Annotated in this window: 23 protein-coding genes and 1 tRNA gene; 15 read left to right on the top strand and 9 right to left on the bottom strand. The window is 61.4% G+C overall.

Annotation, left to right across the window (positions count from 1 at the left end):
* Positions 1-200 precede the first annotated feature (200 nt).
* Positions 201-542, bottom strand: a complete 342-nt coding sequence (locus ATY77_RS17670) for a helix-turn-helix domain-containing protein (protein ID WP_088688374.1) — start codon at positions 540-542, stop codon at positions 201-203.
* 107 nt (positions 543-649) lie between these two features.
* On the opposite strand from ATY77_RS17670, the gene ATY77_RS17665 reads away from it, so the two are divergent.
* Complete coding sequence (locus ATY77_RS17665) at positions 650-1,396, top strand: glucose 1-dehydrogenase (protein ID WP_088688373.1); 747 nt, start codon at positions 650-652, stop codon at positions 1,394-1,396.
* Positions 1,397-1,456: 60 nt separating this feature from the next.
* Here the strand turns inward: ATY77_RS17665 and ATY77_RS17660 are convergent, their stop codons facing one another.
* The 5 genes from ATY77_RS17660 to ATY77_RS17640 form a co-directional block, all read right to left on the bottom strand.
* Complete coding sequence (locus ATY77_RS17660; RefSeq protein ID WP_088688372.1) at positions 1,457-2,947, bottom strand: MDR family MFS transporter; 1,491 nt, start codon at positions 2,945-2,947, stop codon at positions 1,457-1,459.
* A 237-nt stretch (positions 2,948-3,184) separates the two neighbouring features.
* Complete coding sequence (locus ATY77_RS17655) at positions 3,185-3,535, bottom strand: hypothetical protein (RefSeq protein ID WP_088688371.1); 351 nt, start codon at positions 3,533-3,535, stop codon at positions 3,185-3,187.
* Between the two features lie 117 nt (positions 3,536-3,652).
* Positions 3,653-5,467, bottom strand: coding sequence for an RNA-directed DNA polymerase (locus ATY77_RS17650; protein ID WP_088688370.1), 1,815 nt, complete (start codon positions 5,465-5,467; stop codon positions 3,653-3,655).
* Positions 5,468-5,784: 317 nt separating this feature from the next.
* Positions 5,785-5,860, bottom strand: a tRNA-Thr gene (locus ATY77_RS17645).
* 110 nt (positions 5,861-5,970) lie between these two features.
* Positions 5,971-6,930, bottom strand: a complete 960-nt coding sequence (locus ATY77_RS17640) for a nitronate monooxygenase family protein (protein WP_088688369.1) — start codon at positions 6,928-6,930, stop codon at positions 5,971-5,973.
* 285 nt (positions 6,931-7,215) lie between these two features.
* Between ATY77_RS17640 and ATY77_RS17635 the strand changes: the two genes are divergently transcribed.
* Positions 7,216-8,433: a regulator gene (locus ATY77_RS17635; protein WP_088688368.1), complete on the top strand. Its 1,218-nt coding sequence runs from the start codon at positions 7,216-7,218 to the stop codon at positions 8,431-8,433.
* A gap of 40 nt (positions 8,434-8,473) precedes the next feature.
* Here the strand turns inward: ATY77_RS17635 and ppk2 are convergent, their stop codons facing one another.
* Positions 8,474-9,355: a polyphosphate kinase 2 gene (gene ppk2 / locus ATY77_RS17630; RefSeq protein WP_088688375.1), complete on the bottom strand. Its 882-nt coding sequence runs from the start codon at positions 9,353-9,355 to the stop codon at positions 8,474-8,476.
* A gap of 242 nt (positions 9,356-9,597) precedes the next feature.
* Between ppk2 and phoR the strand changes: the two genes are divergently transcribed.
* The 7 genes from phoR (at position 9,598) to phoB (ending at position 17,557) form a co-directional block, all read left to right on the top strand.
* Positions 9,598-10,821 (top strand): phosphate regulon sensor histidine kinase PhoR, encoded by a 1,224-nt coding sequence (gene phoR, locus ATY77_RS17625; RefSeq protein ID WP_088688376.1) that lies wholly within the window; start codon positions 9,598-9,600, stop codon positions 10,819-10,821.
* A gap of 333 nt (positions 10,822-11,154) precedes the next feature.
* A complete protein-coding gene (locus tag ATY77_RS17620; RefSeq protein ID WP_088676716.1) occupies positions 11,155-12,189 on the top strand; it encodes a substrate-binding domain-containing protein in 1,035 nt (344 codons plus the stop codon).
* 165 nt (positions 12,190-12,354) lie between these two features.
* Positions 12,355-13,836, top strand: a complete 1,482-nt coding sequence (gene pstC, locus ATY77_RS17615) for a phosphate ABC transporter permease subunit PstC (RefSeq protein ID WP_088688367.1) — start codon at positions 12,355-12,357, stop codon at positions 13,834-13,836.
* Positions 13,833-15,155 carry a phosphate ABC transporter permease PstA gene (pstA, locus tag ATY77_RS17610; RefSeq protein WP_088688366.1) on the top strand — a complete coding sequence of 441 codons (1,323 nt, stop codon included), beginning with the start codon at positions 13,833-13,835 and terminating at the stop codon, positions 15,153-15,155. Before pstC ends, pstA begins: the two co-directional genes overlap by 4 nt.
* Positions 15,156-15,170: 15 nt before the next feature.
* Complete coding sequence (pstB, locus tag ATY77_RS17605; RefSeq protein ID WP_088688365.1) at positions 15,171-15,986, top strand: phosphate ABC transporter ATP-binding protein PstB; 816 nt, start codon at positions 15,171-15,173, stop codon at positions 15,984-15,986.
* A 43-nt stretch (positions 15,987-16,029) separates the two neighbouring features.
* Positions 16,030-16,743, top strand: coding sequence for a phosphate signaling complex protein PhoU (phoU, locus tag ATY77_RS17600; protein ID WP_088676712.1), 714 nt, complete (start codon positions 16,030-16,032; stop codon positions 16,741-16,743).
* A gap of 130 nt (positions 16,744-16,873) precedes the next feature.
* A complete protein-coding gene (phoB, locus tag ATY77_RS17595) occupies positions 16,874-17,557 on the top strand; it encodes a phosphate regulon transcriptional regulator PhoB (protein WP_003570612.1) in 684 nt (227 codons plus the stop codon).
* A 38-nt stretch (positions 17,558-17,595) separates the two neighbouring features.
* Here phoB and ATY77_RS17590 read toward each other — a convergent pair whose 3' ends face one another.
* Entirely contained in the window at positions 17,596-18,321 is a 726-nt protein-coding gene (locus ATY77_RS17590; RefSeq protein WP_088688364.1) for a copper homeostasis protein CutC, read from the bottom strand.
* Positions 18,318-19,565, bottom strand: coding sequence for a LysR family transcriptional regulator (locus ATY77_RS17585; protein WP_088688363.1), 1,248 nt, complete (start codon positions 19,563-19,565; stop codon positions 18,318-18,320). The genes ATY77_RS17590 and ATY77_RS17585 overlap by 4 nt, the downstream gene beginning before the upstream one ends.
* A gap of 422 nt (positions 19,566-19,987) precedes the next feature.
* On the opposite strand from ATY77_RS17585, the gene ATY77_RS17580 reads away from it, so the two are divergent.
* From ATY77_RS17580 to ATY77_RS17555, 6 genes are read left to right on the top strand one after another with little or no spacing between them, the layout of a single operon-like run.
* Positions 19,988-20,896 carry an ABC transporter substrate-binding protein gene (locus ATY77_RS17580; RefSeq protein ID WP_088676709.1) on the top strand — a complete coding sequence of 303 codons (909 nt, stop codon included), beginning with the start codon at positions 19,988-19,990 and terminating at the stop codon, positions 20,894-20,896.
* 58 nt (positions 20,897-20,954) lie between these two features.
* Positions 20,955-22,121, top strand: coding sequence for an ABC transporter permease (locus ATY77_RS17575; protein ID WP_088688362.1), 1,167 nt, complete (start codon positions 20,955-20,957; stop codon positions 22,119-22,121).
* The gene (locus tag ATY77_RS17570; RefSeq protein WP_088688361.1) at positions 22,118-23,068 is read left to right on the top strand and encodes an ABC transporter ATP-binding protein; all 951 of its coding nucleotides are present in this window, start codon (positions 22,118-22,120) and stop codon (positions 23,066-23,068) included. The genes ATY77_RS17575 and ATY77_RS17570 overlap by 4 nt, the downstream gene beginning before the upstream one ends.
* Positions 23,059-23,808, top strand: a complete 750-nt coding sequence (locus ATY77_RS17565; protein ID WP_088688360.1) for an ABC transporter permease — start codon at positions 23,059-23,061, stop codon at positions 23,806-23,808. Before ATY77_RS17570 ends, ATY77_RS17565 begins: the two co-directional genes overlap by 10 nt.
* Positions 23,809-23,855: 47 nt before the next feature.
* Positions 23,856-24,251 (top strand): VOC family protein, encoded by a 396-nt coding sequence (locus ATY77_RS17560; RefSeq protein WP_088676705.1) that lies wholly within the window; start codon positions 23,856-23,858, stop codon positions 24,249-24,251.
* Positions 24,252-24,259: 8 nt separating this feature from the next.
* Entirely contained in the window at positions 24,260-26,716 is a 2,457-nt protein-coding gene (locus tag ATY77_RS17555) for a glycoside hydrolase family 2 protein (protein ID WP_088688359.1), read from the top strand.
* Positions 26,717-26,886: the final 170 nt, after the last annotated feature.

The following is a 26,886-nucleotide window of genomic DNA, read 5'->3' as shown; positions in this document are numbered from 1 at the left end:
TTTTTCCAGGCGACGGTCGCCAAACCGCCCCAGCCGCAAATCATCCATCGCTCAATTCTCCTGCTTGCGGCAACAGAATCAGAACGGCATTCCATAGGCAATTCTAAATGTGTGAATGCCATAGCCCGTTGGGGAGAAGGTGGCCGCAGGTCGGATGAGGGGGCCGCACGGTGTGCGCTTACGCCCCGCCTCTCAGCCCATCAATCCTTCATCTCTGGAGGAAGCTGTCCGTAAGCCGTCAGAATAGCCCTGATGAGACCGGGGAAACGCTCATCGAGCTCCGCGCAGCGGGTCTCGTTGCGCATCTCCACGCCCTGGCGCTCGCTCCGGATCAGCCCGGATTCGCGCAGAACCTTGAAGTGGTTCGACAGCGATGATTTCGGAATGGTGCGCTCGCCGAGATCGGCAAGTGCCGAACAGGTTCTGCCGCAGCCGGCGCCGGCAAGCCATGCGAAGATCGCGGCGCGTTCCGGATCGGAAAGCGCATACAATATCGCATCAGGCCGGATGTCCTCTATCGCCGGGTGGAAGAGCGGTCTCATGAATTTTCATATAGCGACCCTTGACATCGAGATCAACAGTTCCGAATTTCTGAACTACGGAACAAGTCGCCAATATCGGCGGCAGTCCGAGTCGAAAGGGACGAAGAATGGCTAAGCTCACTGGAAAGGTCGCAGTCGTAACCGGAGCCTCCAAGGGGATCGGCGCCGCGATTGCCAAGGCGCTCGCGGCCGAAGGTGCTCAAGTGGTGGTCAATTACGCTTCGAGCAAGGCAGGAGCCGACTCCGTGGTTGGTGCGATCGAGGCGGCGGGCGGCAAGGCCATCGCGGTGCAGGGCGATGTTTCCAAGGCCGATGGGGCACAGGGATTGATCGATGCTGCGATCAACGAGTTCGGCAAGCTCGACGTGCTGGTCAATAATTCCGGCGTCTACGAATTCGCCCCGATCGAGCAGGTGACCGAGGAGCAGTATCGTCGCATATTCGACGTGAATGTTCTCGGTGTTCTGCTGACCACCCGGGCAGCGATCAAACATCTTGGCGAGGGCAGCAGCGTCATCAACATCTCGTCGGTGGTCACCAGTCTGGCCCCCCCCGACACCTCCGTCTACACGGCCACGAAAGGCGCGGTAGAGGGCATCAACGGCGTGCTCGCCAAGGAGCTGGGGCCGCGCAAGATCCGGGTCAATGCCATCCTCCCGGGTATCGTCGAGACCGAAGGCGCGCACACCGCCGGCGTAATCGGCTCGGATTTCGAGCAGACTTTGGTGGCCCAGACGCCGCTCGGTCGCACCGGCCAGCCGGATGATATCGCCGATGTCGCGGTCTTCCTCGCATCCGATGATGCCCGCTGGCTGACCGGCGAGCGTTTGGCCGCCAGCGGCGGCTTTCGCTGATCGCTGAGATGGCAGGCGTGCCCTTCACGGAGCGCGCGCCCGGCGTCGCATCAATCCAATTTAGTGCGACGCCGCCTCGCTTGCCGCGGCCGGCTCCTCGCGCCGCTTGTCATGGCCGACCGGGATCAGCCAGGTGGTGAGGAAGGTCAGCACGGCGACGACGACCACGCCCCAGAAGCTCCAATGCAGCGCCGCATTGAAGACCAGGCGGGTCGCCGGATCGGCGGCGAGTTCCGAAAGCCCGGTCGGCTGGTTCAGAGCCTCATGCAGGCCGGCCGCCGCCTCACCGCTCGCATAATGGCTGATGCCCGCATTGAGGATCGCGCCGAGCACGGTGGCGCCGAGCGTATTGCCGAGGCTGCGGGCAAAGATGATCGAGGCGGTGGCGCTGCCGCGCATCGACCATTCCACGCTGTCCTGCACCAGCACGATGCTGGTGAGGCTGATGAGGCCCATGCCGAAGCCCATGAAGAAAGAGCCGGCGCCGGCAAGCGCAGGCGAGCTTTCCGGCGTCAGGAACAGGAGGAAGCAGGCGCCGAAGGGAAACATCAGGCTGCCGACGCGCAAGGTGCGGCGAATGCCGAAAGCCTTGTAGAAGCGGCCGGAGAGCATCACCGCCATCGGCCAGCCGACGACGAGCATGGTGAGCGTGAAGCCCGCGACGAGAGGCGAGCGGCCGAGCACGCCCTGCACATAGAGCGGCAGGATTGTGGAAAGGCCGATCAGCGCCATGCCGGCCAGCAGCGTCGCCGCATTGCTGGTCGCAATCAGCCGGCGGCTCCAGAGCGCGATCGAAATGATCGGCTCGGGCGCCCGCTTCTCCTGGCCGAGGAAGAGCAGGCCCGCGATCACGAAGACGGCGAAAAGCGACAGCAGGATCCAGGCGCTCGCATCCGTTTCCGTCAGCATGATGAGTAGGGCGACGATCGAGATCGAAAACAGTACCGAGCCGAGATAGTCGATCTTCGCCTGCTTATGCGCCACGTCCTCTTTCAGGAAGATCATGAAGGCGACGATCGAGACGATACCGATCGGCAGATTGATCCAGAAGATCCAGGCCCAGGAGAAGGCATCGACGATGATGCCGCCGGCAAGCGGCCCGACGACGGCCGACGTCGCCCAGACGGTCGCCATCGCGCCCTGCACCCGGCCGCGTTCCTCGAGCTTGAAGAGATCGCCGATGATGGTCATCGTCACCGGCTGGATCGCGCCTGCACCCAGCCCCTGCAGCAGCCGGAAAAGCACCAGCGACATCATCGACCAAGCAAAGCCGCAGAGCGCCGAGCCGGCGAGAAAGATCAGGATGCCGCCGATCAGCACCGGCTTGCGCCCGAAAATATCGGAAAGCTTGCCGTAGATGACCGTCGTCGTCGATTGCGCCAGCAGGAAGGCCGAAAACACCCAGCTGTAATAGGAAAAGCCGCCGAGCTGCCCGACGATGCGCGGCATCGCGGTCGCCACGATCGTCGCCTCGATGGCCACCATGAAGGTCGCAAGCATGATAGTCGCGACGACAAGCACGCGGTTCGAGCGTTGCGCTGCATTCGACATGACGATCCTCTTCGGGTGCTTCGCAGGGCCGGATATAGCGGCAGGCTAGCTGTATGGATGGCGATGCGCCGTTTGCGGAGGGATGCCGCCCTTTTACGACCTGAAAGCCGGCCGGTAAAGCAATTCTCGCGGCAAGCGTCGTTTTGGCGCCGGTTCAGGATGGCAGCCGAAGTCAAGGCTCGGCGCCATCACGCGCGGGGCCTTCATCCTTAAGGGGGGCGGACGGCCGCCCCATCCTCATTGCTGGCATGCTTCGCTGAGCGAACCGGTGCCCGCGGTGCAGCCCGGCACCTGCTGCAGATCCGGATTGACCCCGCCGGGATTGATCGTGCTGCGGCCGCTGTCAAGATCGACGCCACCAGTGCCGGTCGTGCTGCCGGTGGTGCCCGAATCAGTGCCGATGGAACCCGAGCCAGCCGCCCCCGTACCACCGGCACCAGCCGAGCCGGAACCGGAGGTCCCCGACCCGCCAATAACAGGCGCCACCGAAAGCCGCCCGCTGGAATTCGCACCACCCGGCGTCTGCGCCAGCGCCGAGCCGGCAAGACCGATGGAAAGGAGGGATATAACGATGAGTTTACAGGACATGATGTTCTCCATGCTTGTTGTCCTATGGGGAGAACCTGTTCGTCGGCGGCTGGTTCCTGGTGAGGCTTACGGCTTCTTCCGGGAAGGACTGAACGTGCTAGCCGTCTTCCTTAATAACTAGAACCCCATTTGGCGAAAAAAGGGATCGCTCTTGAGGGCAGGATGTAAAGCATGCATTTGAGGGAGTAACTTTTTAGCGTCCTTATTCTTCGAGATCGCTAAAAGAGACAGCACTTTCGGGAAGTAGAGTTTCTGAGGATAGCTGTCATTTGAGGCAGTCAGGTAGGCTTTCAGCGACGGTGACAACTGAGAATCGTCAGAGAGAGCCATGAAATAATTTGAAACAGAGTATGCGTCTTCGCTTTCCAACTTTAAAATAATATCATGAAATTTGTTATAGTCCGGCGTATGAATAAAACGTGGCGAGACCCCGGCTGCCGCGCGGCACAACCAAAAATCCTCCGAAATCTTGCCGAGGTTGTCCATGAGCATGGAAGCGAGTTCCTCTCTGGGCAGGAACTTGCTAGCCACAAAAATCGCGCCGTGAAGACCGACGCCGCCCCTTTGCGATGCGATCCGGCAAAAATCCCGCACCTGTCCGATTAGTTTATCGGCACGCCTAAATCTCCCATGCAGGAGATAGCCAGTTATTTCCACGAAAGACGCATCGTCAACGAAAAAACTGTTCAAAACAAAATCATTGAGTTCTGCAAATGCAGCATTGTTATTGCTTGAATACGCAAGGTATCGGAGCGCAGTCGATCTCATGGCGGGAGCGTTTTTGATAAGCCAAATAAGATCACCGTCGGGTATGCTGCAGCCACACTCATGCATGAGACTGAAGATAAATTTATGAATCTTAGACCCGTTGTCCCTCTTAAAAGGTGATTGTGATCCCGGTTCCCCTTTGCCTTTTCGATCAAGCCAGGATTCGTATTTGGAGGTGACCGCATTCTGAATAGCTTGAGATTGATCTCCCTTTTCAATTACCTCAGCAAATCCAAGCAATTCTGCATTCTCTTTGATACAAAAATGATCGAACGCTTCCGCTTGAGAGAGTATTCGCGTCTTCGATGAGTTCAATCGTAGCTGACGAGACTGAAGGGTTAAATCCAAATCCCTGACGATAGCTTTGGCCGCAGCCATCGTGTCAACGCCGATATCCATGTCATCCATGAACCTGGCATAGTTAGAAATGGCAGAATATTCGCAGACCTTGTCGACCTCATAGAGCATCGCGTTCGCTAGAACTCGTGTTGCCGAGGTCTCAATCTGAGGCATTCCAATTTGCGTTAGAGGCATGAAATCGGGCGTCCAAGTCATGCGATTTAACACGTGGATCAGGAGATCTAATACCGCCTCGCGAATGTTGGCCAAAGAGGCAATTATATTCCGAAGATGTTGAAAGTTAATAAAATCGTAGAAATTGGCGACATCAGTTATTACAAGGTATTTGTTTTCCTTTGCGAATCCGAAAACTACTTTTTGGAACCGCTTCCAACTTGCGAATGACCCGTACTGGTGGTCGATTTGCTGAAATCCTTTGACAAAGTTGCCGTCGTCCGGCTCAAAGAATGCTGTCTTACTCGGCGCTTTGGATTTTAATTCGAAAAAGATGCTTCGGGATAGGCGCTCCAAAACAAGCAAATCCCGAGGATGAACCAAGGTCATCTGACGGCATAGACCGCGAGACTTTTCTGCCAAGAACCTTTTCGGCTTTCTGACGATGTATTCTCCAGACAAAACCTCTCGTTGAATTTGAGCAATCAGCCTCGTTAAATTTTCGTTGTAGTCTCGATACTCAATAGCGTCGAAGACCAGTTGTTTTCTGAGTTGATAGCGAACCCGCTTCTTCCACTCCTCGCGCATCAGCGACGCAGAGAATACGTCCTTGAGATCTTGTTGTAAGAATTGAAACTTCGGGGACTGCAATCGGGAACTTTCAATCTGCTCTGAATATCTTCTCAGCTTACCTACTTATACGCGATCAGCAAGACGTACGCTTTAAAGTTTACAACCAGCCGCGGAGGCGGTTACCATCCTTCTCTCACGAAGACTCTGACTCAGCCTAAAAGCCCACCGCTTGAGCGTCGACGTGCAACTCGTGCGGCAGTTACGCACACGCGGCCGAAATTTATATCATGGTCGACCCCTCTTCTGCGCGAAGTCCAACTCGCAAAGGCATGCTGCAGCTCCGCCGACACGTTCCCGTGCGGAAAATGCTCATTCAACGAGAATAGAAAGAAAAATGGTGCCGCTTACGTGACTCGAACACGTGACCCCATCATTACGAATGATGTGCTCTACCGACTGAGCTAAAGCGGCATTTGGCGGCCGAAGCGTGCGGCCTGCGATTTGCATGGCGCTGATACAGGCATTGTTTGAAGATTTCAAGCGCCCTGTCATGCCTTTGGCAAAAAAGAGGGGGAAGCCGCTCAGAGCGTCAGCCGGGCGCGGGCGGCCCTGTATTCGGTTTCCAGCCGGTCGACGAGTTTTGCCACCGGCTCGACGGCCTTGATGGCGCCGATGCCCTGGCCGCTGCCCCAGATGTCCTTCCAGGCCTTGGCGCCGCCGACAGCCTGTTCGAAATCCATCTTGGAGGAATCGGCGACGGGCAAATTGTCGGGGTCCATGCCGGCGGCGACGATCGAGGGCTTGAGGTAGTTGCCGTGCACGCCTGTGAAATAGTTGGAATAGACGATATCGGCCGCAGCCCCTTCGACGATCGCCTGCTTGTAGGCGTCCGCGGCGCGCGCCTCTTTGGTCGCGATGAAGGGCGAGCCTATATAGGCCATGTCGGCGCCCATCGCCTGTGCGGCGAGGATCGCGCCGCCGGTCGAGATCGCGCCGGCAAGCAGCAGCGGCCCCTCGAACCATTCGCGGATTTCCTGGACGAGCGCGAAGGGCGACAGCGTGCCCGCATGGCCGCCGGCGCCTGATGCCACCGCGATCAGCCCGTCCGCGCCCTTGCGGATCGCCGAATGCGCATGGCGGTTGTTGATAATGTCGTGCAGCACGATGCCGCCATAGGAATGCACGGCGGCATTGACCTCCGGCACGGCGCCGAGCGAGGAGATGACGATCGGCACTTTGTATTTGACGCAGAGCATCAGGTCGTGCTCCAGCCGCTTGTTCGACATGTGCACGATCTGGTTGACGGCGAACGGGGCCGCCGGCCGCTCCGGATGGGCGGCGTCGTGGCGGGCAAGTTCCTCGGTGATCTCGGCCAGCCATTCGTCGAGCTGGCTTTCCGGCCGGGCGTTCAGCGCTGGAAAGGCGCCGACGACGCCCGCCTTGCATTGCGCCAGCGTCAGTGCCGGATGCGAGATGATGAAGAGCGGCGAGCCGATGACCGGCAGTCTCAGTTTGTCCTTGAGGATCGGGGGCAGCGCCATGGTTCACCGTTTGATTGACGTTTACGAAAACGTCAATCTCATAACAGAGATGGAAAGACGATAAAAGAGCGGCTGCCACGCCTTGGTCGATTTCGGTCCGAATATATATTTCCAAGAGACGAAGGAAATGCAGCCGGCAAATCGTGAAAGCCGCCCGTTATCCCCGCGGATCAATCGCTGCCCGGCCAGCAAGGCTTGCGGTTTGTCGCGCTTGCCGTTACCGAATTTTGACAGGCGCCGGCGGCGATTGCGGTCTGGTGCCGGATTCAAGGTGAAGGACTTGATGTGAGCGGATTAGAAACGGCCATCAGAACAGCGCTCGAGAATTCCGATCGCGACAATCCGGAGGTTCGAGCGAGGATCTACCAATCCGCCCGTCAGGCGCTGGAAGCCGGCCTGCGCAAGCAGGATATTACTGATGCCGAGGTCGTCGCCCACCACCGCCATCGCCTGGAAAGCACCATCCATGCCATCGAAGGCGAGGAGCGTGACCGTCTTCACCCCCGGCAGAGGCCGCCTGAGGTGCCGGTGCCGCCGGTCGTGGAGATGCCGCAGCCGCCGGTTCACAGAGGCGATGTCGCCGATGTCGACAGCCTCATCGACAGTCCCGTGGCTGCGGGCGAGACTCAATCCCCCGAAGTTGTCATGCACCATGCCGACGAAGCGCGGCTCGACGACGTGCATGCCGGGACGACCGATCATCTCTCGGGCGCTCCCGTCGCGGAAGAGCGGTTGGCGCGTGGCGAGCGCGCCACCGCCATGGATTTCCGACCGGAACGGGCCGCAGGCCGGCGCAAGCCGCGCAAGTTCTTCTCAAGGCTGCTCGTCTGGTGCGTGTTGCTGGCCTTCATCGGCATCGGCGCCTGGTGGGCCTATACGTCCGGCCTGCTGCTGACGGCGGCCGAGCGCGATACCAGCGTCGCCAATCCGCCGGCAAGCACCCAGCCGGAGGATTTCACCGGCAATGACGACAAAGCCAACGATGACAGTGCTGCCAATAATGCCGGCTCTCATACCGATCAGCCGGTGACGATCGATCCGCAGAACAGTTTTTCGGCCGATTGGATCGAGGTGTTCAAGCCTGCCGATGCCGACAAGATCCAGAACGGCCCGCGGGCACGCACCGAAAACATCACCGAGAACGACGGCCCCGCCATCCGTCTGATTTCCGAAAGCGGTGCTGCCGACGGCAATATCGCGATCAGCGTGCCGGCGTCGGTGCTGCAGCAGCTTGCCGGCAAATCCTCGACGATCGCGCTGACGCTGCAATCCACCACAGACGAGCCGACGCAAGTGACCGTCGAGTGCAATTTCCAGACGCTCGGCAATTGCGCCCGCCATCGCTTCACCGTCACCCGGGAGAAATCGGACGCGCTGCTGCAGGTGCGGTTCGACCGCTCGCTCGCGCCGAATTCACCGGGCACTCTGACGATCAACAGCGATCTCGACGGCAAGGCGCGCGGCATCAATCTCTTCGCCGTCCGTATCCTGCCGGGGCAGTGACGCGGCTTTTACGCCGGGCGCCGGGCTATTTTAGAAAGCGCTATTTCAGAAAGCCTGGGCCGGAGCCGATGATCTCCTTGTCGACCTCGCCGAGCGCCTTCTTGTCCTTGCCGTCGTAGTCGATCCTGTTCAGCATATGACGGATCAGTTCCAGACGCGCCCGCCGCTTGTCATTGGCGCGGATCACCGTCCAGGGCGCGAAATCCGTATGGGTTTCTTTCAGCATCCGGTCGCGCTTCCCACTGTAATCGTCCCATTTCGTCAGTGCCGCGATGTCCATCGAGGAGAGCTTCCAGACTTTCAGCGGATCGTGCCGGCGGTCGTGGAAGCGCTTGAGCTGCATCTCGCGGCCGATATCGAGATAGAACTTGAAGAAGAATATGCCCTCATGGGCGATGATCTTTTCGAGCTGCGGCGCCTGCTTGAGAAAATCCTCATATTGCTGCGGCGTGCAGAAGCCCATGACCGGCTCGACGCCGGCGCGGTTGTACCAGGAGCGGTCGAAGAGCACGAATTCGCCCGAGGTCGGGAACTGCGCGACATAGCGCTGGAAGTACCATTGTCCCTGTTCGCGATCGGTCGGCTTGGTCAGCGCCACGACGCGCGCAAGGCGTGGGTTCATATTTTCCGAGGAGGCCGAGATCGCCCCGCCCTTGCCGGCCGCGTCGCGTCCCTCGAACAGCGCCATCACCCGCTTGCCGGTCGCCTGCAGCCAGAACTGCACCTTGACGAGTTCGACCTGCAGCTTCTCCAGCTGCTCCGCATAATCCTCTTCCTTGAGCTTTTTCTTATAGGGAAAATCACCGGATTCCAGCGCGTGCTCCTCCACCCAGTCGGGCAGAGCGGGATCGTCGACATCGAAAATGCGTTTCGTTCCCCGGATATCGAGCTCGACGGCCCTGTTTTCGACGTCCTCGTCCATTTGCTCCTCCTGCGCCTGATCGTTTTTCCTGCTGCAGGCGAACATATTTGCCGTTGGAAATCAAATCTTTCGCCGCCGGCTGGTCATTTCTCCCGGTTTTCGGCTGTGGCCTTTGGCATTAGAGAGGCCAGCCGAAAACTTCTGTCATGAATTGCCGCTATCAGGCAGAGTTCAATATAAAGACAAACGAATCGACGCCGCGAGGGACCTTGCAAGACGAAACATCGTGGACAACCAGCCTGTTGGCGCGCATCCGGCGCGAACGGCCGGTACTGCTTGCGGCGATAATCAGCGCCCTGGTCGCGATTGCCGCCGGCATGAACAAATGGGCCGTGCTCGTCCTGCTGCTCGCCATGATCCTGACCGCGCTCTTCAACGAGGCGCCGGTCATCAAGCAGGAACCCGTCGCGCCGGTGGAGATCGAGCCGGAGGCGCCGCCGAGCCGTCTGCCGGATGTTTCCGCCACGCTCGCCAGCCTCGATATTCCTGTTATGGTGTTGTCAGGCGACGCCTCGGTGCTCTTTCAGAACCGCGCCGCCGAAAAGGCCTTCGGCGAGGTCGCCCTCGGCGCCCATATTTCGGCCCGCCTGCGCTCGCCCGGCGTGCTCGACATGGTGCGCGAAACCATCGCCACCAATGCACCGAACCAGATCGAACACTCCGAGCGGCTGCCCTCCGAGCGCGTCTATATCGTGCGCAGCGCCCCTCTCGAATTCGGAACCGAAGATGCGGCGCGCGAGCGTTATTTCATCTTGTCCTTCCGCGACATATCGGAGGTGCGCCGCATCGACCGCATGCGGTCGGATTTCGTCGCCAATGCCAGCCATGAATTGCGCACGCCGCTCGCCTCGCTGCGCGGCTTCATCGAGACCATCCAGGGACCGGCGAAGAACGATTTAAAGGCGCAGGCGCGTTTCCTCGGCATCATGCTCGACCAGACGACGCGCATGAGCAGGCTGGTCGACGATCTGCTTTCCCTTTCCCGCCTGGAGCTGAAATCGCACATCGCCCCTGACGAGAAGGTCGACCTGGTGCCGCTCCTCGGCCATGTCAGGGATTCGCTGGTGCCGCTGGCAAGAGATGTCGGCGTCGATATCAATCTGCACCTGCCCGACGGCAAGGTCGAGGTGCTCGGAGACCGCGACGAGCTCGTCCAGGTCTTCGAGAACTTGATGGAAAACGCCTGCAAATACGGCCAGGAAGGCGAAGTCGTCGATGTCTGGCTGAAGAACGGCGCCGGCCAGCCGGTGGAGGTCAGCATCGTCGATAAGGGGCCGGGCATACCGGCCGAGCACGTGCCGCGCCTGACGGAACGCTTCTATCGCGTCAGCATCGAGGATAGCCGATCGAAGAAGGGCACCGGCCTCGGCCTTGCGATCGTCAAGCATATCCTCACCCGCCACCGCGCCCGCCTGATCGTCAAATCGGAAGTCGGCAAAGGCACCGATTTTACCGTGCGGTTCTAAGCAAATGTCTTCCTTCGTTCCTTTTCCCCGTTTTCATGGGAATGAGACAACCGAGAACCGTCACCTCTCTATCCGGTTCGCCATAAAGCTGTTCTAATGATTTTTGCAATGCAAGGTCGATCGACCGCCAGGGTTCATGGCCTTTCCGACGCATTCGCTCAGCTCATTTCAGGATTTTCATTTAATATCAGTTATTTAAGCTGTCACAAATGTTTCACCGATTTGACATAAAAGGACGGTGCTTACAGCGCTAAGAGAGTCCCGCCGATGAAAAATGGCACTGCGGGGGCCTCTTTAGGCCGCACTCACACAAGCCCAATGCGGGAGATTTTAATGAACACCTTCAAGCTCACCGTTGCCGCGCTCGCTGCAACCGCTGCTTTCGCTGGCGCTGCCGTCGCCCGCGACCAGATTCAGGTTGCCGGTTCGTCCACCGTCCTGCCTTACGCCAAGATCGTAGCCGAGTCCTTCGGCGAGACCTTCACCAACTTCAAGACGCCGGTCGTCGAATCCGGCGGCACGGGCGCTGGTCTGAAGGAATTCTGCAAGGGCGTCGGTGAAGACACCATCGACATTGCCAACGCTTCGCGTCCGATCAACAAGAACGAAGCCGAAGCCTGCAAGGCTGCCGGCGTAACCGACATCCAGGAAGTCAAGATCGGTTATGACGGCATCGTCTTCGCAACCGACTCGTCCAACCCCGACGTCGCTTACGTTCCGGCCGACATCTACAAGGCGCTGGCTGCCCAGGTCGTCGTCGACGGCAAGCTCGTCGCCAACCCCTACAAGAAGTGGTCGGAAGTCAACCCGAAGCTCCCGGCTGTTGACATCGCCGCCTACATCCCGGGCGAAAAGCACGGTACCCGCGAAGTCTTCGAACAGAACGTTCTGGCCGCCGGCTGCAAGGCTTCGGGCGCTCTCGACGTCATCGCCAAGGAAATCTCCGACAAGGCTGCCCAGGGCAAGGCCTGCGTCGCAGTCCGCAAGGACGGCGCAGCAGTCGACATCGACGGCGACTATCCGGAAACCCTCGCACGCATCGCCGCCAACAAGACCGGCGTCGGCGTATTCGGCCTTTCCTTCTATGAAAACAACGCCGACAAGCTCAAGGTCGCGACCGTGAACGGTATCGTCCCGTCCACCGAGACGATCGCCAACGGCACCTATCCGGTTTCCCGTCCGCTGTTCTTCTACGTCAAGAAGGCACATCTCGGCGCCGTTCCGGGCCTGAAGGAATACGTCAACTTCTTCGTATCCGACCAGATGATCGGCCCCGACGGCCCGCTCGCCGAATACGGCCTCGTTGCCGCTCCGGATGCCGAGCGCGACGCGATCCGCAAGGAAGTCGAAGCCGGCAAGGCTATGTAATGACTGTGCCGGCGCGGTGTCCGAAGACCCGCGCCGGCATTGCCTTGCGCCCCGGCGTGCCGGGAGGCGCAGGGTTGGAATTCCTTCTCCAATGATTGGAAGCTGAAGGCAGGCTGATGCAGCCGCCCGCGCTTTTTGGGGGCCTCGGGCCTGGGGACGTAACGAATGAGCACATCCGTCATACTTTTGTGCCTTGTGGTGATCGGCGCCGCCGCCTATCTGGTCGCGCGCAGCCGTGCCGCAGCACTTGCCGGAGGCAGGTCCTCCGCATTGCATTCACGGCCGGCCTATTACGGCTCCTATGCCGCGATCTGGGCGGTTCTTCCCGCCCTCATCGTTCTCTGCCTCTGGCTCTCCGTCAGCCCCGGCATCATCCAGTCCTCGGTTCGCGGCGCTTTCCCTGACGATGTCAAGGCGCAGCCGGCAGTCGAGCAGGATCTGAGCTATTCGATGGTGGCGACGGTCGCGCGCGGCCTGACGATGCTCACGCCCGACGAAACGTCGGCAGTCGCCGCCGATCCGGCCGCCCTGCAGGCCAAGCTCAGCGAAAAGGGCGTCCCGCTCGCCGGCCAGCCGCAGCCTTACATGGTCGAAGCCGCCAAGACGCTCAATTCCATGAGCGCGACGAGCCGCATCGCCATGACCGCAGTGGTCTTCGTTCTCGCCGTTGCCGGCGCGTTTTACGCTCTCCGCGCCATCGCGCCCCGCTTCCGCGCCCGCAACCGGGTCGAGCGCGTCATGTTGTGGGGCCTGTTGCTCGCCTCCTCGATCGCCATCCTGACGACGATCGGCATCGTATTGTCCATGCTCTCCGAAGCAGCACGCTTCTTTGCGGTCATTCCCGCCGGCGAATTCTTCTTCGGCACCGTCTGGGATCCGCGCTTTGCCGGCGCCGGCAGCTCGTCCTTCGGCCAGTTCGGCTTGATCCCGCTGCTCTTGGGCACGCTTTATATCGGCCTGGTCGCCATGCTGGTCGCCGTGCCGGTCGGCCTCTTCGCCGCCATCTACATGGCCGAATACGCCTCGCCGAAGCTGCGCGGGATCGCCAAGCCGCTTCTCGAGGTGCTCGCCGGTATTCCGACAATCGTCTACGGCTTCTTCGCGCTCGTTACCGTCGGTCCGTTCCTGCGCGATTTCTCGGCTGAGATCAGCGGCCTGCTCTCCGGCAACTACAGCAACTTCATCCAGGCACAGAGCGTTCTGACGGCCGGTATCGTCATGGGCATCATGCTGATCCCCTACGTTTCCTCGCTGTCGGACGACATCATCACCGCCGTGCCGCGGGCGCTGCGGGACGGTTCGCTCGGCCTCGGCGCGACGCGCTCCGAAACCATCAAGAAGGTGGTTCTGCCGGCGGCTCTTCCCGGCATCGTCGGCGCGCTGCTGATGACCGCCTCGCGCGCCATCGGCGAAACCATGATCGTCGTGCTGGCCGCCGGTGTCGCCGCCCGCATCCAGATCAATCCTTTCGAGCCGATGACGACCGTGACCGTCAAGATCGTCAACCAGCTTACGGGCGACCTCGAGTTCACCTCGCCGCAGACGCTGGTTGCCTTTGCCCTCGGCATCACGCTGTTCTGCATCACGCTTTGCCTCAACATCTACGCGCTCTACATCGTGCGCAAATACCGGGAGCAGTACGAATGACGGATATTGTTTCTCCCACATCAGGTGTCACCGTTTCCAAGGCGCCCGCCCGCCGCGATATCGGCATCAAGCGCCGCTACGCCGCCGAGCGCCGGTTCCAGGCCTATGGCATCGCCGCCATCGCCTTCGGCCTCATCTTCCTCTTCATCCTGCTGTGGACGGTCATTGGCAAAGGCTACACCGCCTTCCAGCAGACCGTGATCACCCTGCCGGTCGAATTCTCCGAGAAGACGATCGACCCCACCAACAAGCGTGCGACCGATCCTTCGGTGCTGATCGCCGCCAATTATCCGGTTCTGTTGCGCGACGCGATCGTCAAGCAGCTGAACATCAACGCTTCCAGCAAGCCTGACGTGCGCGATGCAACGGCCATGCTCTCCAAGGGCGCGCCGATCCAGCTGCGCGATATGGTCGTGGCGGACCCGTCGATCATCGGCAAGACGGTCAACGTCACCGTGCTCGCCGATGCCAATGTCGACAGTGCCAACAAAGGCCAGATCGATCTTTCGGTCGATGAAAAGAACCGCAAGGTCAACGACAAGCAGGTCGCCTGGATGAACCAGCTGAAGGCGAGCGGCGTTCTTCAGAAGGATTTCAACACCGGCCTCTTCGTCAACGGCAACTCCAGCCGTCCGGAGGCTGCAGGCCTTGGCGTCGCCCTCATCGGCTCGCTCTACCTGATGCTGATCGTGCTGGCGCTTTCGCTGCCGATCGGCGTCGCCGCCTCGATCTATCTCGAGGAGTTCGCTCCGAAGAACAAGCTGACGGACCTGATCGAAGTCAACATCAACAACCTCGCCGCCGTTCCCTCAATCGTCTACGGTCTGCTTGGTCTTTCGGTCTTCATCAACTTCATCGGCCTGCCGCGCTCGGCCTCGCTGGTCGGCGGCCTGGTGCTGACGCTGATGACCCTGCCGACCATCATCATCGCCACCCGTGCAGCACTGCGCGCCGTGCCGCCATCGATCCGTGCCGCAGCCTTGGGTCTCGGCGCCTCGAAGATGCAGATGGTCTTCCACCATGTCCTGCCGCTTGCCATGCCCGGCATCCTCACCGGCACGATCATCGGCCTGGCCCATGCGCTCGGTGAAACCGCGCCGCTGCTCTTGATCGGCATGGTCGCCTTCGTCGCCAACGCGCCCGCGACACCGCTCGAACCCTCGACGGCCCTGCCGGTGCAGGTCTATATGTGGGCGAACGAGGCCGAACGTGCCTTCGTGGAGCGTACTTCGGGTGCCATCATCGTCCTGCTCCTGTTCCTGATCGTCATGAACATGGGCGCCATCCTCTTGCGTCGTCGCTTCGAGCGCCGCTGGTAAACGGAGTTAAACATCATGAACATGTTGACGGAAGCAGCAGTTGAAAAGGCGCTGGATCAGAAGATGAGCAACGTCCCGTATAAGATGATCGGCCAGGATGTCTCGGTCTACTACGGCGAGAAGCGCGCGCTTTTCGATGTGAACCTGAACATACGCGAAAACACCGTAACCGCCCTGATCGGCCCGTCGGGCTGCGGCAAGTCGACCTTCCTGCGGAGCTTGAACCGCATGAACGACACGATCGACGGCTGCCGGGTCACCGGCAAGATCACCCTCGACGGCGACGATATCTACGATCCCGACATCGACGTCGTCGAACTTCGCGCCCGCGTCGGCATGGTCTTCCAGAAGCCGAACCCGTTCCCGAAGTCGATCTATGAAAACGTCTCCTACGGTCCGCGCATCCACGGTCTTGCCAAGTCGAAGGCCGATCTCGACCAGATCGTCGAGACCAGTCTGCAGCGCGCCGGCCTCTGGAACGAGGTCAAGGACCGCGTGCATGAGTCCGGCACCGGCCTCTCCGGCGGTCAGCAGCAGCGCCTGTGCATTGCCCGTGCCGTCGCCGTCAGCCCCGAAGTCATCCTGATGGACGAGCCCTGCTCGGCGCTCGACCCGATCGCCACCGCCAAGGTCGAGGAGCTGATCCACGAGCTGCGCGAGAACTACACGATCGTCATCGTCACGCACTCCATGCAGCAGGCGGCCCGTGTTTCGCAGCGCACCGCCATGTTCCACCTCGGCAACCTCGTCGAGGAGAACGACACCGACAAGATGTTCACCAATCCGGACGATCCGCGCACCCAGGACTACATCATGGGCCGTTTCGGCTGATTCTGGCGACACGACGTCTTCCCGTTATTCGAGGATAAAGCCCATGGCATCGACACATATTTTTTCTGCCTATGATGATGATCTGAAGTTCCTGTCCAGGCGGATTTCCGAAATGGGCGGCCTGGCCGAGCAGATGGTTAGCGAATCCGTACGCGCGCTCGTCAATGGCGATACTGCGCTCGCCCAGAAGGTCATTTCGGACGACGTGATCCTCGATCACATGGAACGCGAGATCGGCGATAAGGCGATCGTCACCATCGCCCGCCGTCAGCCGATGGCATCGGACCTGCGCGAGATCATGGGTTCGATCCGGATCGCCGCCGATCTCGAACGCGTCGGCGATCTTGGCAAAAACACCGCCAAGCGCGTCATCGCCGTGCAGGCGACGGGCGTTCCCCGCAAGCTCGCCCGCGGTCTCGAGCATCTGTCCGAACTCGCGCTCGTGCAGCTCAAGGAAGTGCTCGACGTCTACACGACGCGCGCTGCCGACAAGGCCAAGTCGATCCGCGAACGCGACAACGAGATCGACGCCATGTACACCTCGCTGTTCCGCGAACTCCTGACCTACATGATGGAAGATCCGCGCAACATCACCAGCTGCACGCATCTTCTCTTCTGCGCCAAGAACATCGAGCGTATCGGCGACCACGCCACCAACATCGCTGAGACGATTTACTACATGGCCACCGGCGCACAGCCGGAAGGCGACCGTCCGAAGGACGACAGCGCCAACACCGTCGGCGCGGTCACGGAATAACCGTTCCGGGCCAGTCGGTTGCGCGCCCGCGCGGGCGCGCAGCGAGGTCACAGCCAATTCTGATTTTGCGCAGGATCCCGTGCTTGAATCGTCTTCGGTTTAAGGATCGTGCGCGAGGAGACCGAGACGCATGATCCCGAGAGTTGCAGTTGTTGAAGATGAAGAAGCCCTCAGCGTGCTTCTTCGTTACAATCTCGAAGCGGAAGGCTTCGAGGTCGATACCATCCTTCGCGGCGACGAAGCCGAGATCCGGCTCCAGGAGCGCACGCCCGATCTTCTCATCCTCGACTGGATGCTGCCCGGCGTCTCCGGCATCGAGCTCTGCCGGCGCCTGCGCATGCGGCCGGAAACCGAGCGTCTGCCGATCATCATGCTGACGGCGCGCGGCGAAGAGAGCGAGCGTGTCCGCGGGCTGTCGACCGGCGCCGACGATTACGTCGTCAAGCCGTTCTCGACCCCCGAGCTCGTCGCCCGCGTCAAGGCCATGCTGCGCCGCGCCCGGCCGGAGGTTCTGTCGACGGTCCTGAAATGCGGCGATATCGAGCTCGACCGTGAAACGCACCGCGTTCATCGCAAGAGCCGCGAAGTCCGCCTCGGCCCCACCGAATTCCGCCTGCTGGAATTCCTGATGTCGTCGCCAGGCCGGGTCTTCTCCCGTTCGCAGCTTCTCGACGGCGTCTGGGGCCACGACATCTATGTCGACGAACGCACCGTCGACGTCCATGTCGGCCGCCTGCGCAAGGCGCTGAACTTCTCCAACATGCAGGACGTCATCCGCACCGTCCGCGGCGCCGGTTATTCGATGGAAGCGTGAGGGCGCAAACTCAGCGACTTGCAAAAGACGCCGAAAGCCTAAGCTTCCGCCGCGATCGCCCTGCACATCTCCCGAACCACGGCGATATCGGTCTTGTTGCTGCTCTTCGCCTCGAAGCCGAAGGCGACGGCGCGGGGGTCGGCGCTTTCGACTGGTGAGCTGCAGGAGCCATGGACCTCGCGGGCGCCGGTTGCCTGCAATATGGCGCCGACATTTGCCGGGCGGATGCCGCTGCCAGGCATGATGGATATGTGGCCGGCCGCCTTCGCCGAAAGGCGCTTCAGCGTTTCCAGGCCGTCTGGGGCCTTCAGCGCGCAGCCGGAGGTGAGGATGCGTTCGCAGCCGAGCTCGACCGCCTGTTCTAGCGCCTCATCGGCATCGGGCACCAGATCGAAGGCACGATGCAGCGTCGAGCCGAGCCCCATCGCATGCGCGTTCAGGCGGTGGATCAGCGGCATGTCGAGCGTACCGTCCGGCCGGTTGGCGCCGATGACGACACCGGCAAGGCCGGCGGCGCGCACCGCATCGATGTCGAGCATCATCGCCTCCTCGTCCGTCCTGCCGAAGATGAAGGGACCGGCGTGCGGGCGGATCATCGCATAGACAGGAATGGGCGCTTTGGCGGCGAGCCGCATCAGGCTCGGCAGCGGCGTCAGGCCGCCGAGTTCCAGCGCCGAGCAAAGCTCGATGCGGCCGGCGCCGCCTTCGATGGCGGCTGCCAGGCCCTCGGCGCTGTCGACACAGACCTCAAGCAAAATCGTCATGCTGCACTCTCCCTGGCGCCCTCCTCCGCCTGCCGCATGGCTTGCGAGAGAGATTGCGACGTAATTCTTGCCGCCGCCTCGATGATGACGGCGCAGGCATCGGCGGCGGCTTTGCGGTGGTTGAAGGCGACGTGATAGGACATCGGCACATGCTCGTCGAGATCGACGATGCGCACCTTGTCGGCGATCGGCATGGCGCTGACGCGGCCGAGGAAGGAGACATAGCCGTGATTGGCGACGAGATCGACGATCACGGGCAGCGAATCCGCCGCGGTGATATCCTGGCTGCGAAAGCGCCGGTTCGGCGCGCGTTCGGCGCTAAAAGCCATGGCCGCGTGGCCGAGGCCGGTGCGCGGGCTCGGCATGCAGATCGCATGGCCGGCGACGAGATCGGCGACCGTCATTTCCGTGCTTTGCGGCGGCGCGATCACCACCATGTCGGTCTGCAGCAGCTCGCGATGCCGGAAGCTCTCCAGCCCGAAGACAGAATCCAGGATCGCGACATCGATGCGGCCGCTTTTCAGCGCCTCGCGCAGATCGTCGGCAGTCATCGAGACCAGCGAGATAGTATTGTTGCTGCGCCGAGCGTTCCACTCCGACACCAGCGACCCAAGGCAGCGCGCAACCCAGCTTTCCGAACCGGTCGGGATGATCGAGCCGATGCGCAGCGACCGGGCCGTGCGCCGATACCGTTCATCGGCCGAAGCCTTCAGATCGTCCCACGCCTGGCTGATCGTCACGAAGATCTGGTAGGCGCGCCTGCCCTCCTCCGTCAGAACCGAGCCCTGCGCCTGCCGCTCGAAGAGGCGGGCGTCCAGAAATTTCTCAAGATTGGCAAGCTGGAGCGAAAGCTGCGGCTGACCGAGACGCAGCCGGCGGGCGGCGCGATTGATGCTGCCCTGGTCGGCGACTTCAAGGAAACGTTCGATGGTGACGATCTTGACCGGGATGCGGGATGCCCAGGCCTGGTAGGCATCGGCGGCCGCGCTGTCATGACCGGTCAACTGCCCCAATTGCGCTATCGCAGCCGCGATCGGCTCCAGCCCCTCCCGCACTCGGTCGCTTGCGAGCAGCGTCACCAGCTCGCCGGCGGTGCGTTCGGTGAGCTTCATGGCCAGTTCGGTTTCGAGATTGCGGATCGCCGTCGAGACGGTGGAGGGCGACAGCTGGAAGCGCCGCGCGGTATCGCGGATCGAACCTGATGTCAGGACATGGTTTGCAATGAACAGGGCACCGAGATGCAAACAGAGACCTCCGGAAAGCGCTGGAAAAACCGGACGATATGATGTGTTCAGGAAAAAAGATATCCCTGCTTTCTGATCGGCGGGCTATCGTTGCCGTCACAGAAATCCGGGCGGCGAGAAATCGTAAGAAAGAGCACCGGATCGCCGTGGAAACACGCAAGGGGACAAAAACAAATCGCACCGGCCTTGGAAAAGGGAATGCGTTTCCGCGCGCGCAGATGCGTTCGCCGCCATAATCGCCGGTGCGACGGCAAATACTGGAGGGGGCTTGCATCGATTTTTCGGATGGGCACGCTATTTCCATGACGCACGCAATTCCGGCATGATGGCGGCCCGATCGCCCTCGCCGGCGGATTTTCCTGCGCGCAAGCCTCCCGTCAAGGGTTTGCGCCTCATCAACGGTGTTCAAAAGGGGATATTCCATGCTGAAGAAACTCGCACTTGCCGTTTCGCTCTCCGCCTTCGCGGCGGGCGCGGTTCAGGCCGCAGACGTCGTCGTCTCGTCGAAGATCGACACAGAGGGCACGCTGCTCGGCAACGTCATTGCGCTTGCTCTCGAAGCGAACGGCATCAAGACGCAAGACCGCATCGCGCTCGGCGCCACGCCTGTCGTGCGCAAGGCGATCACCGCAGGTGAAATCGACATCTATCCCGAATACACCGGCAATGCCGGCTTCTTCTTCAACAAGGCGGACGATGCCGCCTGGAAGAACATCGATCAGGGCTACGAGCTGGCGAAGAAGCTCGACTACGACGCCAACAAGATCGTCTGGCTGACACCCTCGCCCGCCAACAACACCTGGGCGCTCGCCGTGCGCAGCGATGTTGCCGAACCGAACAAGCTGAAGACCCTCTCCGACTTCGGCAAATGGGTGGCCGGCGGCGGCACCGCCAAGCTTGCGGCCTCTGCCGAATTCGTCAATTCGGCCGGCGCGCTTCCCGCCTTTCAGACGACCTACGGGTTCCAGCTGAAGCCCGACCAGATGGTCGTTCTCTCCGGCGGCGACACGGCGGCGACGATCAAGGCGGCCGCAGACCAGACGAACGGCGTCAACACCGCGATGGTCTATGGCACCGACGGCGCGATCGAGGCGGCCGAACTCACCGTTCTCGAAGACGACAAGAGCGTGCAGCAGGTCTATGCGCCGACCCCGATCATCCGCGAAGAGGTGCTGAAGGCCAATCCGAAGATCGAGGAAATCCTGTCGCCGATCTTCAAGAGCCTGACCGCCGACGAGCTGCGCAAGCTCAACGCCAAGATCCAGGTCGATGGCGAGCCGGCAAAATCCGTCGCCGAAGCCTATCTCAAGGAAAAAGGCTTCCTGAAATAATCGTCGCGCGCTCCGCCCGGCTTCGGGCGGAGCTTCCTTTCCCCATAAGGTTGGATCGATGCAAGAAACCTCAGCGGTCCGCAGGCTGGACCGGCTCGGCGTGGTTCTGGTGGCCGGCGGCATCGCGGCGACGGCACTGATGCCCTTCATCTATGTGAAGGCGAACCGCATTGCCGCCGGCAAGCCGATGCTGCTGACGCAGCTTCTCCACCAGCCTTCCGTCGTCGTCCTGACTGCGCTTCTCGTTCTGACCGCGTTGGCGACGCTATTTCTTCGCAATGCGGTTGGTCGGCTTGCGATCGCCACCCTCTGCCTCGCGGCGCTGATCGTCGCCATCGGGCTCGTCTCGACCGCGGCGACGCCGCCCGGCAGCACGGTGGCGCGCATGACACCCGGCGGCGGCTTCTGGGTGCTGTTCGCTGTGATCGGCCTCGTCATTTCCGACGCACTGGTGAAGATCCGGCTGGCGCCCTGGATGCGGGTCGGTACGCTCGCGGCCTATACGGCACTGCTCTTCGTCCTCCTCGCTTCCGGCCTGCTCGACAACCTGTCGATCATGAAGGAGTTTTCGACACGGGCGGCGCAGTTCCAAACGGAGGCGATCTCGCATCTGCTGCTGGCGCTCGGCTCGCTTGCCATCGCGATCGTTCTCGGCCTGCCGCTCGGCATCCTCTGCTTCTGGGTGCCGAAACTGCGCGCCATCGTGCTGCAGGGCCTGAGCCTTATCCAGACAATCCCGAGCCTGGCCCTGTTCGGCCTGTTGATGCTGCCGCTCGGCTACCTCGCCACGCATGTGCCGCTCGCCGCCGCCATCGGCATCCGCGGCATCGGCACGGCGCCGGCATTGATCGCGCTCGTGCTCTATTCGCTGCTGCCGATCGTCGCCAATACGGTCGTCGGTCTGCAGGGCGTCGATCCTTCCGTGCGCGATGCCGCGGCCGGCATGGGGTTGACGCGCCGGCAGATCCTCACCGGCATCGACATGCCGCTTGCCTTTCCCGTCATCCTTACCGGCATCCGCATCGTGCTGGTGCAGGCAATCGGCATGGTGACGATCGCCGCGCTGATCGGCGGCGGCGGCTTCGGCATCTTCATCTTCCAGGGGCTCGGCCAGACGGCGATGGACCTCGTCCTGCTCGGCGCCGTGCCGACCGTTTTCTTCGCCTTTTCATCGGCCGTCATCCTCGATGCGGTCATCGACAGCATCCGGGGGCCTGCCGCATGAGCATGATCGAAATCAGGAACGTCACCAAGCGCTATGGTGCCGCCACCGTCGTCGACAAGGTCTCGATGAGCGTCGAGAAGGGCTCGATCACCGTCATCGTCGGCACGTCGGGCTCCGGCAAATCGACACTGATGCGCATGATCAACCGGCTGGTGCCGATCACCGAAGGCGAGATCTTCGTCGGCGGGCAGAATGTGATGGACGTCGAGGTGACCGAGCTTCGTCGCCGGATCGGCTATGCCATCCAGGGGCACGGCCTCTTCCCGCATCGCACCGTGGCGCAGAATATCGCCACGGTGCCGCAGCTTCTCGACTGGGATTCGACGCGTATTTCCAGGCGCGTCGAAGAGCTGCTCGGGCTTTTCAACCTCGACCCGGCGACCTTTGCCGACAAATATCCGCACCAACTCTCCGGCGGCCAGCAGCAGCGTGTCGGCGTCGCCCGGGCGCTGGCGGCCGAGCCGGAACTGCTGCTGATGGACGAACCCTTCGGCGCGCTCGATCCGGTCATCCGCGGCAAGGCGCAGGACGACCTGCTGGCGATCCAGAAGCAGTTCGGCACGACGATCGTCCTCGTCACCCATGACATGGACGAGGCCTTTCATCTCGGCAACCAGATCGCTGTGATGAGCCAGGGCAGATTGCTGCAATGCTCGACGCCGGAAAAAATTCTCACCGAACCGGCCGATCCCTTCGTCCAGCAACTGACCGGCACCTCCGACCGGGCGCTGAAGCTGATGTCGCTGCTGCCGCTGCAAGAAAGCATGGAACCGGCCAAAAGCGGTCTCGCCTATGCGCTGCCGCAGTCGCTCAGCCTGCGCGATGCGCTCGCCGAAATGATCTGGCAAGGAGTCGATGAAGCGGCCGTGCAGGACGGCGAGAAGGCGCCGGTCGGGTCGATCTCGATGACGCGGCTTCTCGAACTGGGCCGCAAGGCATGCAATTGATCGTCGCCAACCTCCTCCGCCTGGCGGCGCTTGTCCTGCTCTTGATCCTGCTGTTCAGGACGGAGTGGCTTTCCTTCCTGCTCGTACCGCTGACGAGCAACAATGCGCCCGCGGTCTATACGCAGAACAGCCTTGCCTCGCTTGCCGCCGGCCATCTGCAGCTCGTCGTGGGATCCATCGCCTGCAGTGCTGTGCTCGCCGTGCTCGGCGGCATCTTCGTCACACGGGAAAGCGGCGCGGACTTCCTGCCGCTGTCGCGGGCGATTGCCAATGCCGGGCAGACCTTTCCGCCGGTCGCGGTGCTGGCGCTTGCCGTACCCGCCACCGGCTTCGGCGCCATGCCAACGCTGATCGCGCTCTTTCTCTACGGGCTGCTGCCGATCTTCGAAAACACGGTCGCAGGGCTGAAGCAGGTGTCACCGCAGGTGCTCGATGCCGCCGATGGCATGGGCATGAACGGAATGCAGCGGCTCTTCCGTGTCGAGCTGCCGCTTGCCCTGCCGCTGATCCTCGAAGGGCTGAAGGTCGCAACGGTGATCAATATCGGCACGGCGACGATCGGCTCGACGGTTGCGGCAAAGGGCCTCGGCGAAGTGATCATCGCCGGGCTGATTTCAGACAATACCGCCTTCATCCTGCAAGGCGGGCTGATCGTCGGCCTGATGGCGGTGCTGATCTATGACGCCATGGGCATCATCGAAGCGGCAATCACGCGAAGAATCGGCTTGCGCGCGGCCTGACAGGACCGCTACCAAGTCTGCCACAGACGAAGCAATGGGAGGCAGACTTGGCGAAGATGATCCACTCCATGATCCGCGTTCTCGACGAGGCGCGCTCGGTCGAATTCTACAGCAAAGCATTCGGCCTTTCCGTCGCCGACCGCGTCGATTTCGAAACCTTTACGCTGATCTATATGAGCAGTGTCGAGACCGGCTTCGAACTAGAATTGACGGTGAACAAGGGCCGGACCGAACCTTACGATCTCGGCAATGCCTATGGCCATCTTGCCGTCTCCGTCGAGGAGGTGGCGGTCGAGCGCGAACGGCTGGCTAAACTGGGGCTAAAACCGGGGGAGCTGGTGGAGCTCAACCGCGACGGCAAGCTCTTCGGCCTGTTCTTCTTCATCAGCGACCCCGACGGCTACAAGATCGAAGTGCTGCAGCGCCACGGCCGGTTTCTCTAGGAAATAAGATGATTGCCAAAACTGAGCTCAATTCCGGCTGGACGCTTCACTGCAACGATACAGGAAGGCCGGGACTATCTGATACGATCCCCGCGACGGTGCCGGGCTGCGTGCACGTCGACCTTCTTGCCAGCCGACTGATTCCCGATCCCTATATCGACGTCAACGAGATCACCAATGACTGGATCGGCAACACCGACTGGACCTATCGCTGCCGTTTCGAGACCACGCCTGATGACAACACGGTACAGGAACTGGTCTTCGACGGGCTCGATACGATCGCGGCGATCACGCTGAACGGCGAAGAGATCGGCCGCAGCTTCAACATGCACCGCACCTACCGTTTCGATGTTTCCGGGCTGCTAAGGGCCGGCGCCAACGAACTCACGGTCACCTTCCGCTCGGCCTATGCCTATGGCGCGGAGATAGAGACACATTACGGCTACCGGCCCAACAACTATCCGGGACCGGGCAATCTGATGCGCAAGATGGCCTGCAACTTCGGCTGGGACTGGGGGCCGACGCTGGTGACGGCGGGCGTCTGGAAGCCCGTCAGGCTGGAAAGCTGGGATCGGGCGCGGCTTGCCGAGACACGGGTTTCGGCAACACTTGCCGGCGGTGACGGGCTGGTGAAGGTCCATGCGATGGTAGCACGTCATGGCGACAGGGCGGCGTGCCGGCTCGTCGCGACGATCGGCGGCGTGACGACGACGGTTGCGATCGGCGCCGGAGAAGACACGGTCGCCTTCGAGCTTCGCCTGCCCTCGCCAAAACTCTGGTGGCCGCACCATCTCGGTGCCCAGCCGCTCTATCCCCTGGTGCTCGAGCTGATCGACGATGCCGGCGGCGATCTGCTCGATACTTGCGAGCGCGAGCTCGGTTTCCGTTCGCTGAGGCTCGACACTTCGGCCGACGCGTACGGTTCCGCCTTCACCTTCGTCATCAACGATGTGCCGCTGTTCATCGCCGGCGCCAACTGGATTCCGGACGATTGCTTCCCCTCACGGGTGACGGCCGAGCGCTATGCCGCCCGCATCGAGGAGGCGAAGGCCGCCAATATCCACATGCTGCGCGTCTGGGGTGGCGGTATTTTCGAACGCGACGAATTCTACGCGGCCTGCGACCGCATGGGCATGCTGGTCTGGCAGGATTTTCTCTTTGCCTGCGCCGCCTATCCCGAAGAGGAGCCGCTGAAGAGCGAGGTCGAGGCGGAAGTGCGCGACAATGTCGTGCGGCTGATGCCGCATGCCTCGCTGATCCTCTGGAACGGCAACAACGAGAATATCTGGGGCTTCGACGAATGGGGCTGGCGGCCGATCATCAAGGCCGGCGAAAGCTGGGGGCTCGGTTACTACCTCGAGCTGCTGCCCAAGCTCTGCGCCGAGCTCGACCCGGACCGGCCCTACTATCCCGGCAGCCCCTATTCCGGCTTGATGGAGATCGAGCCCAATGCCGATGCACATGGCTGCAAACATATCTGGGATGTGTGGAACGATGTCGGCTACGAGGTCTACCGCAATTACATCCCGCGCTTCTGCTCCGAATTCGGCTGGCAGGCGCCGGCCAACTGGGCGACGATCGAAGAAAGCGTGCACGATCAGCCGCTGACGCCGCAATCGAACGGCGTCTTCCACCATCAAAAGGCGACGCAGGGCAATGACAAGCTGATCCGCGGCCTCGCCGGCCACCTGCCGGAACCGAAGACGATGGACGACTGGCATTTCGCCACCCAGCTCAATCAGGCGCGCGCCATCCGCTTCGGCATCGAGCACATGCGCTCGCATCGGAATATCTGCAAGGGCGCGGTGGTCTGGCAGTTCAACGACTGCTGGCCGGTGACCTCATGGGCCGCGCTCGATTCGGCCGGGCGCCGCAAGCCGCTCTGGTATGCGCTGAAGGCTGCTTATGATCCGCGCCTGCTGACGATCCAGCCGCGGGGCGGCGGACTTGCAGCAGTGGCGGTCAATGAAAGGACGCTGTTCTGGCGGGCGAAGATCAGCGGCAAGCGTTTGAAGCTCGACGGCACCGTGCTTGCCGAGTTCGAATTCTGGCGGCTGCTCTGCGACCGCTTCGAAGCCAAGGAATTTCCGCTGCCGGAAGATATCGTCAGTCCAGGCTTACCGAATGATGAGGTGGTCGTCGTCGACATGCTCGATCGGCGGGCGTTGCATTATTTCGTCGAGGATATCGAGCTTGCCTTACCGGCGCCGCGGCTGAGCATCGATGTCACCGGGATCGATGGCGGGTTTGCGGTTGCGGTGACGGCTGAGAATTTCCTCAAGGATCTCTGCCTGATGGCGGACCGTTTGGATCCGGACGCCGTGGTCGACACGATGCTGGTGACGCTGCTGCCGGGCGAGAGCCATGTGTTTGCGATGAAGACTAGCAAGACGATCGTCGCGCAGGACATCACGATCGGGACGGTGCTGCGGTCCGCCAATGATCTTGTCGCAGGGTCGCGATAGAATAGGGGCTCCCGCAACGTCTCGACTCCCTCTTCTCCCCTCGGGGCTATGGCATTCACACATTTAGAATTGCCTATGGAATGCCGTTCTGATTCTGTTGCCGCAAGCAGGAGAATTGAGCGATGGATGATTTGCGGCTGGGGCGGTTTGGCGACCGTCGCCTGGAAAAA

Origin of the sequence: Rhizobium sp. R634, assembly GCF_002211305.1 — a bacterium.
Taxonomy (GTDB): domain Bacteria; phylum Pseudomonadota; class Alphaproteobacteria; order Rhizobiales; family Rhizobiaceae; genus Rhizobium.
The sequence above is the reverse complement of the archived record's forward strand: the minus strand, read 5'-3'. Positions and strand labels throughout refer to the sequence as shown.